At 60.7% G+C, this 15,729-nt stretch carries 11 protein-coding genes; 7 read left to right on the forward strand and 4 right to left on the reverse strand.

The window, feature by feature from the left end; all coding sequences use genetic code 11:
* Positions 1 to 43 precede the first annotated feature (43 nt).
* Both BUA15_RS05085 and BUA15_RS05090 read left to right on the forward strand, forming a co-directional pair.
* A complete protein-coding gene (locus tag BUA15_RS05085) occupies positions 44 to 526 on the forward strand; it encodes a single-stranded DNA-binding protein (RefSeq protein WP_072714878.1) in 483 nt (160 codons plus the stop codon).
* 387 nt (positions 527 to 913) lie between these two features.
* Positions 914 to 2,212 (forward strand): methyl-accepting chemotaxis protein, encoded by a 1,299-nt coding sequence (locus BUA15_RS05090; RefSeq protein ID WP_072714879.1) that lies wholly within the window; start codon positions 914 to 916, stop codon positions 2,210 to 2,212.
* Here the strand turns inward: BUA15_RS05090 and BUA15_RS05095 are convergent.
* Positions 2,209 to 3,165: an RsmB/NOP family class I SAM-dependent RNA methyltransferase gene (locus tag BUA15_RS05095; protein ID WP_072714880.1), complete on the reverse strand. Its 957-nt coding sequence runs from the start codon at positions 3,163 to 3,165 to the stop codon at positions 2,209 to 2,211. The genes BUA15_RS05090 and BUA15_RS05095 overlap by 4 nt on opposite strands.
* A 160-nt stretch (positions 3,166 to 3,325) precedes the next feature.
* Here BUA15_RS05095 and clpX point away from each other — a divergent pair, with 160 nt between their 5' ends.
* From clpX to BUA15_RS05120, 5 genes are all read left to right on the forward strand, one after another.
* Positions 3,326 to 4,585, forward strand: a complete 1,260-nt coding sequence (gene clpX / locus BUA15_RS05100; protein WP_072714881.1) for an ATP-dependent Clp protease ATP-binding subunit ClpX — start codon at positions 3,326 to 3,328, stop codon at positions 4,583 to 4,585.
* A gap of 255 nt (positions 4,586 to 4,840) precedes the next feature.
* On the forward strand, positions 4,841 to 5,800 hold the full coding sequence (locus BUA15_RS05105) for a YihY/virulence factor BrkB family protein (protein ID WP_072714882.1): 960 nt from the start codon (positions 4,841 to 4,843) through the stop codon (positions 5,798 to 5,800).
* Positions 5,797 to 7,905, forward strand: a complete 2,109-nt coding sequence (locus BUA15_RS05110) for a BamA/OMP85 family outer membrane protein (protein ID WP_072714883.1) — start codon at positions 5,797 to 5,799, stop codon at positions 7,903 to 7,905. The genes BUA15_RS05105 and BUA15_RS05110 overlap by 4 nt, the downstream gene beginning before the upstream one ends.
* Positions 7,906 to 7,925: 20 nt before the next feature.
* Positions 7,926 to 13,031 (forward strand): translocation/assembly module TamB, encoded by a 5,106-nt coding sequence (locus BUA15_RS05115; RefSeq protein WP_245771923.1) that lies wholly within the window; start codon positions 7,926 to 7,928, stop codon positions 13,029 to 13,031.
* Positions 13,021 to 13,830, forward strand: a complete 810-nt coding sequence (locus BUA15_RS05120; RefSeq protein WP_072714885.1) for an MlaE family ABC transporter permease — start codon at positions 13,021 to 13,023, stop codon at positions 13,828 to 13,830. The genes BUA15_RS05115 and BUA15_RS05120 overlap by 11 nt, the downstream gene beginning before the upstream one ends.
* 6 nt (positions 13,831 to 13,836) lie before the next feature.
* Here the strand turns inward: BUA15_RS05120 and BUA15_RS05125 are convergent, their stop codons facing one another.
* The 3 genes from BUA15_RS05125 to BUA15_RS05135 form a co-directional block, all read right to left on the reverse strand.
* Positions 13,837 to 14,445 carry a hypothetical protein gene (locus BUA15_RS05125; RefSeq protein ID WP_072714886.1) on the reverse strand — a complete coding sequence of 203 codons (609 nt, stop codon included), beginning with the start codon at positions 14,443 to 14,445 and terminating at the stop codon, positions 13,837 to 13,839.
* 8 nt (positions 14,446 to 14,453) lie between these two features.
* Entirely contained in the window at positions 14,454 to 15,173 is a 720-nt protein-coding gene (locus BUA15_RS05130; RefSeq protein ID WP_072714887.1) for a hypothetical protein, read from the reverse strand.
* Between the two features lie 73 nt (positions 15,174 to 15,246).
* A complete protein-coding gene (locus BUA15_RS05135) occupies positions 15,247 to 15,657 on the reverse strand; it encodes a T9SS type A sorting domain-containing protein (RefSeq protein ID WP_245771924.1) in 411 nt (136 codons plus the stop codon).
* Between the last annotated feature and the right edge of the window lie 72 nt (positions 15,658 to 15,729).

The following is a 15,729-nucleotide window of genomic DNA, read 5'->3' on the forward strand; positions in this document are numbered from 1 at the left end:
CGCCAGGACTCATGTATCCATCCACCAAACCAGGAGGTGCATCATGGCACGTAGCATCAACAAGGTGATTCTTGTAGGCAATCTGGGACAGGATCCCGAACTGCGCTACACGCCCAGCGGCACGGCTGTGTGCAACATGCGGCTGGCTACCAACGAAGTGTACCGCGACCCCGAAGGCAATCTGGTGGAGCGGACAGAGTGGCACAATCTGGTAGCCTGGGGACGGCTGGCAGAAATCTGCAACCAGTACCTGCGGAAAGGCTCAAAAATCTATGTGGAAGGCTCGCTCCAGACGCGCTCGTGGGAAGACCGCGATGGAAATACGCGCTACACTACGGAAATTAAAATTCGAGAAATGGTGATGCTGGATCCGCGGAGTGAGCCGGCCCCTGAACCCTCGACCGCAGGGACCGCTGCTGCCCAGGGACAAGCCGCACCTCGCCAGACGTTTGCCCCGGAGCCTGCAGCGGAATCGTTTGAAGATGATGCCTACACGCTGACGCCGGACGACGACCTGCCGTTCTAAGTCGCCAGGTTGCTGGGCGACCGCGGCGCGTAGCTCCGACTTCAAAGCCCCTTCGTCTGGAAGGGGCTTTTTTTCTTTGTTGGAGGCAGGGAAGGCCCGCAGCGGCGCAGGCAGCCCCTACCTTGCCCGAAGATGCAGGGACCACGGGAGAAGCAGCTGCGCCGGCAACGGCAGCAGAGAAGAGCTCGCGCCGTTTTTAGGGAAGTACAGCCCGCATGGGACACCTCCTGGACAGGTGATATTGCGTTCTATTTTATCCTTCAAGTGGATTATTAAATTTTGATGAAGAAGCTGAAACGATACTCAAATGTGATAAAATAGAAACCAAAATGAGAGCATCGACTGCCCCAGGTTCAGGGCGCGCAATAAAGTGGAAAGTTTGTATAGATGCGTCGTTTCGGCTGGTCGCTGGCAGGCGTACTCTGTTTTAGTGTTGTCTTAGGTACACTGGGATGGGCCTTCGCGCAGCGCCAGAAATGGCAGCCGACGTTCTGGGTAATCGTCCTGGCAGAAGGTAGTGGGCTTCTGGGGTTATTAGGAGGGTGGTTGTTACGCGCGCGCGTCTCTTCGCGGAGGGATAGTCGCTTGGAAGAAGCGCCTGTTGCATCTGCCAGGCCGGAACCGCTTCGGGCCCGTGATGAACGGACCGAGGCCGCTCCTTCATTGCATCACGAGCTGGAACGGCAGCAACAACGTCTGGGACAGATCCAACAGGCTCTGCTGGAAAGCCGTCGCGAGCTGCATCAACTAAACCAGTCCTTTGCATTGTTGCAGCGGGAAGCCCGTGCCCTGGGCGGCGATCTGCTTCAGTTGCAGCCGTCCCTACAGGATGTGTGCAGCCGCTTGCGCGCTTTGCTGTCGCGCACCGAAGGTGAGGTCATGCATCTGGTGGAGCACCTGAACCGGATTCACGTCTCTTCGCAGGAGCAGGTAGCGCGCATTGCGGAAATTGCCCATGAGGTGCGTCTTGTGGCTCATGGAAATCAAGAGCTGGAGGTAATTGAACGAAAGATTCGGGATTACCTGGAGGCTCAGTTGGCGCGCACGCGCAAAGAGTTGCAACAGTTACATCAACTGGTAGATGAAGCCCGGCAATTGAAGCCGCTGGTTGATCAGATTGACGGAATTGCCCGACAGACGCACCTGCTTTCCCTGAACGCAACCATTGAGGCAACGCGGGCTGGCGAAGCCGGACGTAGCTTTGCCGTGGTCGCGGGAGAGGTGCAAAAGCTTTCAGAGCGCACCCGAACAATTGCGGCTTCCATTGATCGGCAGGTGACGCAGGTTACGCAGCGGCTGCAGGAGAAGATTGCTCAGTTAAGCGCTCTGTTGGAAGCCAACGTTCGGGAACTGCAAGAGCTGCAGCAGGCCAGCCAGCAGATTGAACAGGCGCTTCGGGAAAACAATCAGCGCATTTCGTCGCTGGTTGAGGTTGTCGAGCAGGTCAACAGCAGCCAGGTAGTCGCCCGACTTTCGGAAGCTCTCGGTGCCGTGCAGTTTCAGGACGTGGCCCGTCAGGAGATTGAGCAAGTCGTTATGCTGCTGCAAAGAGTCGGAACGTATCTCATGGAAGGGGGGCAATGGTTGCAGGAGCCCTTAGAGCGCATTCGGCCAACCCTGCCGGCCCCTGAGGCGAAGCGAGGGGATCAGGAAGACGAGGAAGGACCACGCATTGAGCTGTTTTAAGAGGCGCGTTTGCGCAGGCGACACAGGAAAAAGCCTTCCATTTCGGTGGTAGGCAGAATGCGGCGGGCGTGGCGAAGATCTGGATGAAAGGAGCGACCGTTCCAACGGGCCAGGCCAGGTAGCTGGTTAGGCAGCGACAGGGGAATAGGTTCCACGGCTAGTATGTCCCCAAAGGTGTGCAGCAGTCGGGTAAGGACGGCTTCGTTTTCTTCCGGGGCCATGGTGCAGGTAGCATAGACGAGCACGCCCCCGGGACGTAGGCTTTGGACCGCCGAAACCAGCAGTCGGTATTGCTTGCGGGCCATTTCCCGAATTTTACGCAGGCTCCAGTAGGCGAAGGTTTCCGGATTGCTCAGGTGAAAACGCCCTTCGGAAGAGCAAGGCGCATCCACCAGAACATAGTCGAAATATTCGGGCCGGTAGCGGCCAACGCGCGTGCCATCCTGCAAGAACAGACGTACGTTAGGAGCACCCTGCGCCTGCACGTTCGCACGCAGTCGGTAGAAACGAGTCCGAACCACCTCGACCGCAGCAATCTCCCCCTGACCCTGCATCAGGCAGGCCAGTTGCACGGTCTTGCTGCCCGGTGCGGCGCAGAGATCCAGCACCCGCGAGCCTGGCTTCGGGGCCAGCACCAGCGGGGGCAGCATGCTGGACAGATCCTGCACGTAAATCCACTGCTGCCGGTATGGCCTGCTTTGCAGAAGCAGGGCCCGATCTTCGGGCGGCACCCAGAACGCATCGGCATACCAGGCAACCGAACGGGGCTGAATGCCTTCGGCCCTCAGAGCCGCTTGCACAGTGTCCCGATCGACCTTTAGCGTGTTAACCCGAAAGGCGGTAATGCGGGGCTCCCGGAAAGCGGCTTCCACAGTGGGCAACCATGCCGGTGGCACCAGTTGCTGCAGCCGCGCAATAAATTCGCCGGGCAACGCAGCGGTCGTCTCCTTCATGGAATCGGCAGCAGATCGTCAAAAGCACCGGAGCGCACTCCCTAACGCCTCATGCAACCAGCAGTTTTGCGTCAGGGACTGAAGAGGTTGCGTCAAGATGCCGATATTCTTACCATAAGGGAGAGGACGCTAAACGTCCGATCAGGTAAACCTGCACGTTATGCGTCGAAATGACGACACCATTCGCTGTTCGTTCTGTGGGCGCACGACCCACGAGGTCCTCTCCATGGTAGCCGGCCCCAATGATGTGTACATCTGCGACCGCTGCATCCATGACGCGGCCGGTATTGTGCGCAACGACCTGATGGCCCATGCAGCCGCTCGCCGGCGCCCGCAGGCCCATCGACGCCGCTTGACGCCTCCCGAGATCAAGGCTGCGCTTGACGAATACGTGATTGGCCAGGAGCGGGCTAAAAAAACGCTGGCCGTAGCCGTTTACAACCACTACAAGCGCATCGACAGCCAGAACTATCTGCCCGACTATGAGGACGTTGAGCTGGAAAAATCCAACATCCTGCTGATCGGACCAACCGGTACGGGCAAAACGCTGCTGGCGCGCACGCTGGCTCGCATCCTCGACGTACCTTTCTCCATTTCTGATGCCACGGCCTTAACCGAAGCGGGGTACGTAGGCGAGGACGTTGAAAGTATCCTGGCGCATCTGCTGCATGCTGCCGACTTCAACGTGGAGCGGGCCGAGCAGGGCATTGTCTACATCGACGAGATTGACAAGATTGCCCGTAAAAGCGACAGCCCGTCGATTACGCGGGACGTTTCCGGTGAAGGCGTCCAGCAGGCCCTGCTGAAGATTCTGGAGGGCACAATCGCGGGCGTGCCGCCCAAAGGCGGGCGCAAGCATCCCGAGCAGAATCTGATCAACATCGACACGCGCAATATCCTGTTCATCTGTGGAGGGGCTTTTGAAGGACTGGAAGAGATCATTGCCCGGCGCCTTTCAACGTCATCCATAGGCTTTTTTGCTTCAGGGGGAAAACGAGTGGATCCTAAGGATCCGCGCATTTTCTACTATGTCGAACCGGATGACCTGCTTAAGTTCGGGCTAATTCCTGAATTTATTGGGCGGCTGCCGGTAATTACGCCCCTGGAGGCTCTTTCGGACGAAGCGCTTCGAAGCATTCTGACTGAGCCCAAAAATGCCCTGGTGCGCCAGTATCAGAAGTTGTTTGCCATGGACGGCATTGAACTAATCTTTGAAGAGGAGGCGCTGGATGCTATTGTCGAGCGGGCAAAGGAACTGGGCACAGGCGCGCGTGGGCTGCGGGCTGTTATGGAGGAGGTCATGCTGGACATCATGTTTAATATCCACACGATGCCGGACGTGGGCGTGTGCCGCATTACAGCCGCTACGGTTCGTTACGGCGAGGCACCGATCTACGAAGAGCGCCGCGCCAGCGCATAGGCTACGCTTCGGGTGGCAGTGAGCCGGCAGGTCTACGCCGATCTTTGCTGCAGGAGCAGGCTCAAAATGAAGCCTTCCGATTAAAGCCACGCTGGCGCTTGCACATTGCAGGGCATTCTGGTACGGAGCAGTCCCCTTGCGTTCATGGCAACGCAGAATTCCTGAGCGCCGCCAAAAGAATTCTTTCGGAACCCGTTTATCCGACTGGCTTTAGCCTGACGCTGTCTGTTTCTCCAAACCCGGCTTGCTGCTGGCATGCGGCTACGATGGGCGGTTCTGCGTGAGGTATTCTGGCGCGTCCGGCAAACGCTTCGCTACTACGTGGTAGGGCTCTACCATCTGCTTAATCGCAAGCCGGTCTTTCTCTGGGCGCAAGCTATTGCATTTAAGGTACTGGTTACCATCGTGCCGGTGCTGGTGCTGGCTACGGGTCTGCTGGGCCGCATTCTGCAGCAGGAGCGCCCTTTCCAGGCCGTAGCCCGTTTCCTTCAGGATTTTCTGCCGCCTTATCAAAGCGATCAGCTTCTGCAGTTTCTGGAACAGCTTCAGCGGGCCAGCGGCACCTTCACGCTGATTGGTATCCTGGGGCTGCTGTATGCCACTATGACGCTGTTTACCACGCTACGCGGCGTGCTGAGCCAGGTGTTTGATGAACCGTGGCACCAGGGGCGCTCTGTGCTACGCGGGTATCTTTTTGATTTGCGCATGATGGTGCAGGTCGGCGTGCTTTTTCTGTTAACATTCAGCGTTTCGCTGGCTATTAACGCAGTTGATCTGAGCTGGCTGCACCGTTTCCGGCTCGATTACAGATGGGTGCAGGAAGGGTGGCGACAGCTCCTTCAAGTGCTGGGGCTGTTAATTCCCTACCTGCTCAGCCTGGCCATGTTTTTTCAACTGTACTATTTCACCCCGAAGCCCCGCCCTCCTCTCCGGGGCGCTCTGCTGGGGGCTGTCGTGGCGGCCCTGCTCTGGGAAGCGGCCAAAACGGCCTTTGCTTTTTACGCAGCCCGTTCCGCCTTTTTTGAACGCTTTGCAAATAGTGGCCTTTCGGCTATTGGCCGGGTGTTTGGCCTGATCCTGGCTTTCGGATTCTGGGTGTATTATTCCAGCGTGGTGTTTATCCTGGGGGCGCTGCTGGTGCTGCTGTATGAAAAACGCCGGCGCGACCAACCGGAAGCTTCGGTCTCCATAGCCGTTTCCAAGGTAGACGCATGAAGGGGAGGTGCCGCCGCATTGGCGTTGTTGTCGCACTGCTAATCGGACTCATGCAGCCCTTGCGGGCTCAGGCGCCGCTGTGGCTGGTCAATGAGCGCACGACTATTCGGGCTATTTCGTTTCGATTTGTGGATACGCAGACGTTCGAAGAAGATCAGCTTCGGGCACAGATGGTGCTGCGCGCGCCGTCCTGGTGGGATCGGGTCAAACGCTGGTTGCCTTTCGTGTCGGCGCCTCGCTACCGGTTCGACCCCATAGAACTGGCGCGCGACGTGGTGCGGCTGCGGCGCTTTTATACCCGCAATGGCTTTCTGCATACGGAAATTACGTATCCAGCTTCACAACTCGACACGACGCGCAACACCATCCACATTGTACTGAGCATCCGTGAAGGACCACCGCTCCTTATCCAGAACGTAGGGTTCGTTGATCCGAAAGGTCGCTCCTTACTCCGTACACTTGACGAAGGCCTTCGAGAGCGGTGGCGTCGATTCCGAGATCGAATCGCTCTGCAGGTGGGAGACCGTTACACCGAGACGCGTCGCGTGGAAATCCAGGATGCCGTGTTGAACTGGTTTCGGGATCGCGGCTATGCTTTTGCGCAGGTGCGCGCAGATGTCCGGATCGATTCGGTAGCCAACACGGTGGATCTGCGCTTTGTGGTGGACACCGGCCCCCGGGGCTATTTCTCGAAAATTCAGATTGAGGGTAATCGGCGGGTCAGCGATCGGGTGCTGCGCCGGGAGCTTCCTTTCCGGGTGGGCGACGTATTCTCACAACGCAAGGTGGTGGAAGGGCAACGCCAGCTTTTCGGACTGGAAATTTTCCGGGTGGCACTGGCCGACATTCCACCGCAGCCGCGCGACAGTACGGTAACGGTACGCTACCGGGTGGCCGAGTCGGCGTTGCGGTTTCTGGTGCTGCAGGGCGGTTTCGGACGCAGTGAGGGGCTGGGAGCCGAAGTGCGCTGGACGCACCGCAATTTTCTGGGCGACGCCCGCACGCTTACGTTGCACCTGGTAGCGCAAACCGGCCTGCTGGCCCGACGCGGACCCGGCACGCCGCCTCCCCGGGTGTTCCGCTTCAGCGCGCTGTTTCGCCAGCCTTATCTGTTCTCTCGACGGATGGAGCTGTTGCTCTCTCCGTTTTTAGAATACCAGCGCGACCCCCTGCTGGAAGACAGCAACGAACCGCTCCAGATCAACACCCGCGAGTTCGGGCTGAATACCACGCTGTTTTATGAAATTTACCCTTTTCGAACCATTACGCTGCAGCACGCGTTCAGCCGCGCATTGCAGCTCACTCAGCAGCGTCGCGACACCACCAGTACCCGGGATCTGTTCGACAAAAGCATCCTCTCCGTAACCGCCACCTTTGGACGGACAAACAACTATTTCAATCCGCGTCGTGGATATCTTATCCGACCCTTTGCTGAGCTGGGCGGGGGGCTGATTGGCTCGGAAGTGGAATACTACCGGCTGGGCACTGAGCTCATCGGGTACCTCCCCCTCACGCGCCGCAGCGTACTGGCCGGGCGCCTGCTCATCGGCAGATTGGAACCCCTGCACCGCAGCCGCGATGCGCTGGCCGGACGCCTGGGGCGCGCCGATAGCCTGCGCTACGAAAACCGCTTTGATCCCATCCTTTTCTATGCCGGAGGAAGCAGCGATGTGCGCGGATGGGGACTCCAACAACTCGGACCCAAGATAACCCGACTGCAGGTCAGCAAAGGCGATACCACAATTTACTATGAGCCGATAGGGGGCAACCGCAAGCTGATAATCAACCTGGAGCTGCGCTTCAGGTTGCCCGGATTCAGCAGCGACTGGCAGGGCGCTGTCTTTCTGGATGGAGGGCAGCTCGCGCAGGACCAGCTCCGCCTGCGCACCTCGGCTTTCCGATGGGCCGCTGGCCTGGGCCTGCGCTACCAGACTCCGGCTGGCTTCATTCGACTGGATCTGGCCTACAAGCTGAATCCAAGCTACGAAGACCTGCGCAATCCGGCCGATGTGTACCGCTACCGCCAGGGGCTGACTGCTCGGCCTCCTGAAGCCCACTGGCAGCGCCGCTTTCGGTTGCACCTGAGCATCGGCCAGACTTTCTGATCGCCCGGTCTATGGAATCCATGCCTGCAACATCGCCTGCGCGCCGGTGGCTGCGCCGTCTTGGATGGACACTGCTGGTGTTGATAGGCATACCGGTGACGCTGGGGGGACTGCTGCTCCTGATGCTCCAGACTTCCTGGGGACGGGATCAGGTGCGGCGGTTGATCGAACAGCAGGTGAGCGCTCAATTACAGGGCGGTCGGTTGGAAATCGGTGCACTGCAGGGCAATTTCGTGCGAACTTTTGCGCTCTACGATGTTGCGCTGCGCGATTCAACAGGCCGGACGCTACTGGCCCTGGATGCACTGGAAGTTGCCTATGTCCCGGAGGCCCTGCTGAAACGACGCGTGCATCTGCGGTGGGTACGGCTGATCCGGCCGCGCCTGCACCTGACGCAGCAGGCCGACCTCACCTGGGATCTGGCGCGCCTGCTCGCAGACCCAACCGATACCTCTAGCACAACAACTTCTGCAACCGAGACCGCACCGAACCTCTGGATAGATCAATTGACATTGCGCAACGGGACGGCAACGCTGCACTTCTATCCTCCGGAGGCTGACTCGACCTGGCGGCTGCATCGCCTGAACCTGCGGCTCGATACGCTGCGCCTTCCTGTGCAGGGATGGCCTTCGGTTGTTGTTCGCCAACTGGAGGCGGTGCTCCAGCCGCCCGGTGCGGCCGATTCGGTGCGCCTCATGACGCGCCTGGCACTGCGCAACCGGCGCTTTTTGCTCGACACGTTGCGGATCGTTTCAACGCGCAGCCAGGTGGTCGGAAGCGGCACGCTATTGCTTCCAGCCGACACCGGCCAGGTCGAGGATGTGCAGTTTCGGCTGGAAGCGCAGCCATTGGCGCTTTACGACCTGATGCCCTTTACTTCCGTTTCGGATCCGAAACGAACCGTGGCGGGATTCCTGACGGTACGGGGCAGTGGCCGGTTGCTCCAGGTGCAGGCCAACCTGCGCACCGACAGCGAAGGAGCGCTAACGCTAACCGCCGCCTTTACGCCCTTCACGGAGGGAGCCGTGCGATACCAGGCGGCCATGCGGTTGAATCGTCTGGATCCTTCCTTTTTCGGAGGGCCGCGCGGCCAAGTTAATCTGCAGCTTGCAGTCAATCTGGAAGGGCCGTCGCTGCAGGGCCTGAACGGGACCGTAGAGCTGGAGATGCCTGCGGCACAGCTGGGCACCTATCGCCTAGAGGCCACGCAACTTCGGATGCATTTCAGGCAGGGAGAGGGAAGCCTGACGGCGCAGACCGGCCTGCAGGGCGCGCAATTGCAGGTGGAGGGGCGGGGCCGTCCATTTACCGAGACCCCTTCGTTTCGCCTGGTCGGCAGGCTCCGGGACCTGAATCCGGCTCGTTTACTGGACGACCCGAGCTGGACCGGACAGGTAAACCTGCGCTTCTGGATTGAAGGGACGGGGACCAAACGCCTGGACGGGCAACTGACGCTGCAACCCTCGCACTTGAACCGGGCGGTGATCGAGGGGGGACGTCTGGCTGTGCAGGTGCGGGGGGACACGGTGCGCCTGGACCTGAACGCACAACTGGCCGGCGGACGAATTCGGGGGCAAGGCTGGTTCTTCAACGCTTCAAGACCCGTCTATGCGGTGGGACCGTTCATGCTGGACCAGGTTGATGTAGCAGCCCTGCTGGGCGACACGCTGCGCAGCACTGTCAGCGGCCGATTGCAGATGCGGGGCAGCGGCCGAACGCCGCAGACGCTTCGTCTGGAGGCGACGCTTGAACTGGACAGCCTGATTTACGGGCCGTATCGGCTGGCGCCGGTGCACGTACCGCTTCGGATGCGCCGCGGATGGTTGACGGCCATCCCGGAATTCGGCCTGGAGGACGGGCGGGTGACGTTTCGACTGCGCGGCCGGCCGCTGGCCCGGCGACCTTACTGGCAGGTGGATCGAGGACGGCTGGAACGGGTAAATCTGAAGGCAATCACGCCCGCCTGGACTTCTCGGCTTAACGGGACCTTTGAGGGATTTTTCCGAGGCGCTACGCTGGACAATGCGGAAGCCAGCCTTGTGCTAAACCTGCAAGCTTCCCGCCTGAATGCGCAGGCACTGAACGCTGCTCTGCTGGAAGCCACGCTCCGGCGTCGCCTGCTCACGCTGACAGTGCAGGCAAGCTGGCCCGAAGGCATGCTCCAGCTAAGTGCCCGGGTCGACTCGCTGACAACCCGGCCGGTGTACACCGTTGAGCGACTCGTTTTTCGTGGCGTTGATCTGGCAGCCTGGACCGGATCGCCGCGACCGCAGACCCGGCTCAACGGGGTGATGACGCTTCATGGCCGGGGAACGGATCCGCGTGCCATGCAGCTTACCGGCCGGCTTCGGCTGGATGCGTCGCAGATCGGTGGGCGGCCGGTCTCCGGCCAGTTCCGTCTGACCGCCGCGGCGGGTCGGTGGCAGGCAAGCGGACAACTGGGCGTGGCCGATGGACAGGCCCGCTTTACCGCACAGCTGGCGCTGGACGGCGCAGCACCTCGTTATGCCCTGTCGCTGACGGCCGAACAACTGGATCCCATGCCGCTGATAGGAATCGATACCCTCGCAGCCCGTCTGTCGCTAGAGGCCGAGCTGGAAGGACAGGGATTGGATCCGGCTACGATGCAGGTGCAGGGGCACCTGCACAGCGAGGGTGCCCATCTTGACGCGCTGACTCTTGACCGGTTGGAGGCTCGTTTTTCGATGGCCGAAGGCACGCTGCACCTGGATACGCTGCAGCTCCGCAGTAACGTGATGGAGGTGCAGGGTGGGGGGCAGGTGGCGCTTGTCGATCCAGAAGGGACGCGCCGGTCCGAGCTGACGCTGCACATTCATCTGCGTCGGTTGCAACCACTGCGACGGCTGGTGGGAGCCCGGCTCTTGGCGCTGGATGACGGGCGCATTGAGGCGCGTGCCTATGGGCGCCCCGGACAACTCCGCTTTGAGGGAAGCTGGACGCTGCAAAACCTGATCTACGACGACCTGCGGCTGGTCGAACTGGAAGGACGCACCGCCGGTGAGCTCGACCGGGAGCGCCGTCTGGCCAGAGCCGAAGCCCGCCTGCAGGTGCGTCTGTTAACGCTGGGCACGTTCCAGATCGAAAACACCCGCGCCGAACTGCGCTATGATGGCCAGCAGGCAGATTATGAGCTCCGCATGCAGGCTGACCGTCACCATGCTGCCCGAATCGAAGGACAGGTACTTCCGAAACAACAAACCATCCAACTAACCCGGCTCGATCTACGGCTGCACGATGCGCGCTGGCGTCTGTTGCAACCAGCCACATTCACCTATGGTGAAGCCTACCGCGTCCAGGGCCTGTTGCTCTACACCGAAACGCAGGATCAGCAACTGGCCGCCGACGGCGTGATCGATCCGAACGGCACGCAAAGCTTTGTGCTGACGCTTGAACACTTTCGCCTGGAAACCATTACCGACCTGTTCGACCTGGGCGGCCTGGGGGGAGCGCTCAGCGGCACGATCGACCTGACCGGTCCAGCGACAGCGCCCTCTTTGCGCGGCCAACTGCTGCTTGATCTGGTCTCAGAAGGGCGTCCAGTCGGCGACCTGCAGCTCGATCTGCAATACGATAGTCTGCGTCTCCAGGTGGATGCGCGCCTGCAACACCAGGCCGACGCCAGCACCCTGACGCTGCGTGGCACGGTTCCGCTAGATTTGCGGCTGCAGGTGCCGCCTGAAGCACCGCCGTTTGATCCGGACCAGGCCCCGCTTGATCTCATGCTGGCCGCCGACACGTTTGCCATTGCCTGGATGCAGCCGTTCCTGGATCCTGAAATCCTGCGCCATCTGCGGGGACGGCTGGTCGGGCAGGTCCACATAGGCGGTACTCTGGCCGCGCCGCAACTGCACGGACAGGCCGAGCTTTTCGACGGAGCGGTTTATCTGCCAGAGCTGGGCGTTACGTACCGCGGCATCCGGGCGCAGGCCCGCATGGAAGGCGACCGGATGATACTCACGGCCTTCGAGCTGCACTCGGGCGGCCGTCTCACCGGGAGCGGCACCGTACAATTCAAGGCGCTGACGCTGGGCACGCTCGATCTGCAGATGCGGGCTCGTTCGTTCCTGGCCGCCGATAATCGGGCCTACCGCACCGTCCTTTCCGGCTCACTCCGGCTGACAGGGACCACCGAACAACCCGAACTGGAAGGTGATCTGCAGATCGTCAGCGCCGACTTCTACCTGATCGAACAGACCTCGGTAGCCGATCTGGAGCCGGTCCAGCTCACCGAGGCGGATCTGCAGATGCTGCGCCAGTATTTTGGCGTGCGCATTACCGAAGAAGACACGACCACGTTCGACTTTTACGAAGCTGCACGCATGCGCCTGAATCTACATATGGAGCGCGACGTGTGGCTGCGCTCAAATGCGAACCCCGAGATGAATGTACAGTTTACCGGAACCCTGACAGTCCAGAAAGAACCCTATCAAGACCTGCAGCTCTTTGGGACCATTGAGGTGATCCCTGAACGCAGCTACATCGTTCAGTTCGGCAAACGGTTCGAGATTACCGAAGGCACGCTTGCCTTCAACGGTCCCGCCGACGATCCGGAGCTTACGTTGAAGGCACGCTACGTGGTGCCCTCGCGGGAAGATCAGGCCAGTCAGGTAACAATCTTGCTGGCCGTCAGCGGTCGGCTGGACCGGCTCAAGCTGGAGTTTACCTCCGAGAACCCGGCCGGTCTCGAATTGCCTGACATTATCTCCTACATTGTTTTCGGTCGACCTGCCGGACAGGCGCTCGCTTCGCTGGCACCCGGCCGCAACGCCAACAGGGGACTGCTGGGACGTGGGGCAGGGCTAGCCCTCGGGCAACTGGCCGGGGTCGTGGAGGGACTCGCCGGGGAAGAGCTCGGACTTGACGTGGTCGAGATCGAGCCCGACGGCCTGCGAGGCGCCAAGTTGACGGTCGGAAAGTACGTCTCCCCCCGCCTGTTCGCCGCGGTGAGCCGGCCGATTGCTTTTAGCAGCAATACCGTCACGCAACGAACCGAAGCGTATACCGAGTTTACAGTTGAATACACCATCTTCGATGCCATGATTGTACGCGTAACCAGCCAGGGAACAACCCTGCGCATTAACCTGCTGTGGCGCTATGCCTACTGAACCGGAAACACTGGACCTCCCGGAGCGGCCCCCCGAACGGCTGGGACGTGCGTTTTTCGAGCGGGCAGGTGGCCTGGTGCTGTTCATCGTCCGGTTTTTCCGGGAGGTATGGCGGCCCCCTTACGAGGTGCGCGAGCTGATCCGTCAGATGGACGAAGCAGGATCAAAAAGCTTCATCCTGACGGCCGTTACCGGGATGGCCATCGGGGTGGTGCTGGCCATGCAGAGCCGAGGCACGCTCGCCCGCTTCGGGGCCGAAGCCGTGCTGCCCAGCATGCTGGCGCTGTCGGTGTTTAAGGAAATTGGCCCGGTCATTACCTCGCTGGTGCTGGCCGGACGCCTGGGAGCCGGGATGGCCGCTGAAATTGGCTCGATGCGGGTGACCGAACAGATCGACGCGCTCGAAGTGGCAGCGCTCAAGCCCTTTCATTATCTGGTAATCACCCGCGTGCTGGCCTGCATCGTCATGTTTCCCGTGCTGACGACCTGGACGAACATGATTGCGCTGGCCGGTGGTTACCTTGAGTCGGTCATCTCGGCCGATATGGACTACCGGCTTTTCTGGAACAGTGCTTTCTCCAGCCTGCGCTTTTCAGATCTGCTGGTCGATACGCTCAAAACCAGCGTATTTGGTTTTCTGGTAGGAATCGTAAGCTGCTACCTGGGCTATACGGTGCGGGGGGGCACACGCGAGGTCGGACAGGCTGCGATGCAGGCCGTGGTGATTTCATCGTTGCTGATTCTGCTGGCCGACGTGGTGGTCGTCCGCATTTCGCTGTTTCTGTACGGCGTGCTGTAAATAGGCTCACCAGGTGCAGGGGATGTAGCGCGGAAATCCTTCCATCGCCTGGCCTTCAAAACGACCCCGCACCCTCAACGTGTCGAACCGCGCCAGCCGGCTCCGAGGCGCAAACGCCGGCAACGGCTTCGCCTGCCGCACCAGCACCGCCGCAAACACGCCCGCATACTGCCCGCCAACCGGGTCGATCTGCGTAAACTGCACCCAGCTTTGCGTCGTATCCGCCGCCAGCGTAAAGTGGGTCAACCGATAGATGTCATCGTACTCTTCCAACAGCACGCTGGCATAGCCCGGACGCAGGGGCTGCCGGCTCAGGCGCACGCTCAAGGGGTCTACCTGCAGCGTCAGCTGCACATAGTAGCGGCGCGCCCGCGTGTCTGGATCGCAGGTCAGGCCCCGCAGGATGAAGGTGCGGTAGAAGGGCACGTTGACCCGTCCGATGCGGGCGCCTTCGATCGGAAAGGGGCGGCCGTTGAGCGTCAGTTGCAGCTGGGCTGTAGGCAGCGAGGGCGGCACCGACAGCACGACGAAGAGCTCGTCGGCCTCGAGCAGCAGGCAGCCGCTCAGGAAGGCTGGCAGGCAGCAGGCGGCCCGCAGCAGGCAACGGGCTCGCATGGCTATTGTCACAGCGTGCGCAACCCCACGCGCAGGCAGTTGCGTTCCCGCCAGCAGCGGTGCAGATAATCCCACGTGACGGCCGGCACCCGAAACCGCCCCTGAAAATGCAACTTCGCGTCCGGATACCGACTCCAGGCCGGATCCCGACTGAACGGCGAAAGCACTACCTCAAAAGCCCCCTCGTAAAACACCAACAGAAATGGCTCGGTCTGCACCGTGTCGATCCGGCTGAAGCGCACCCAACTCCGCAACGAATCCTCCCGCGCAATCCAGTACGCGGCTAAGAAAACATCGCCTTCTGTTTCACGGAAACGGCCCATTTCTCCTAAAACCTCTTTTGTGTAAGTTCCGTTGGCAACAAGCTTTCTGAGGTATGGATTAGAATTGAATAGATAATACGTGGTGTTGGTCTGGAGCGGCTTTTCGTAAAGGCTGAGCGATAGGACGGCTTCATAGAACGGAAGCGCAGGTGTTGGATCGCGCAGCGTAAAAAACAACACAAGGTAATGCACGCGTTCACCGGACTCAAGGATATAGTCCAGCGTTCCGAGCACCGAATCGGGCCGCCAGGGCTGGCCGTCCAGACAGATGAACGCATAGGGCCCATGGCCCTCCGGCGGTACTACCAGCTCCAGCTTGCGACAGATCGGATGCTCCTGATTCGACACCCCCAGTAAACTGCAACCCCAGAGCATGACCACGACCAGTAACCAGGCTATCCGCATAATGCCCCCCAGCTTTTTGCTGCGTGCTTCAGACCAACAGGACCGGGGCCAGACCTGGCCCCGGCCCCGCTGCTTACCGAATCCGCATCAATGTCCGCGTCAGCGTCCGTTCACCAACCCGCAACACCACCACGTAGCGCCCCGCCGGCCACGAGCCCGTCGCCAGCACCTCCCGGTGCCAGCCCGCCGCCATGCGACCCGGCCGCCGACGCACCACCTCCCGGCCCAGCACGTCGTAGACCACCAGCTCCACCTCCGACGCCGTCGGCAACCCGAACCGCACCACCACCTGATCCCCCGCCGGGTTCGGATACACCCCCGCCAGCACCGCCTCCAACGGCCACGCCGCCTCCAACCGCTCCCGAACTACCTGCAGCGAATCATCACCCGCTCGCTTGCACGGTGTCCCCAGCTCGTCCTCACACAGATACTCCACATAGATCTCTCGCGTGACGGTGTATGTCTGCCCGTCACTGCTCTGCACCGTCAGCTGAATGTAGTTCGATCCCGGCGGCAGGTAGGTCGTGAACGTCGCGCCGGTGCCCAGCACCGGCCC

The organism is Rhodothermus profundi (genome assembly GCF_900142415.1).
Classification (GTDB): domain Bacteria; phylum Bacteroidota; class Rhodothermia; order Rhodothermales; family Rhodothermaceae; genus Rhodothermus; species Rhodothermus profundi.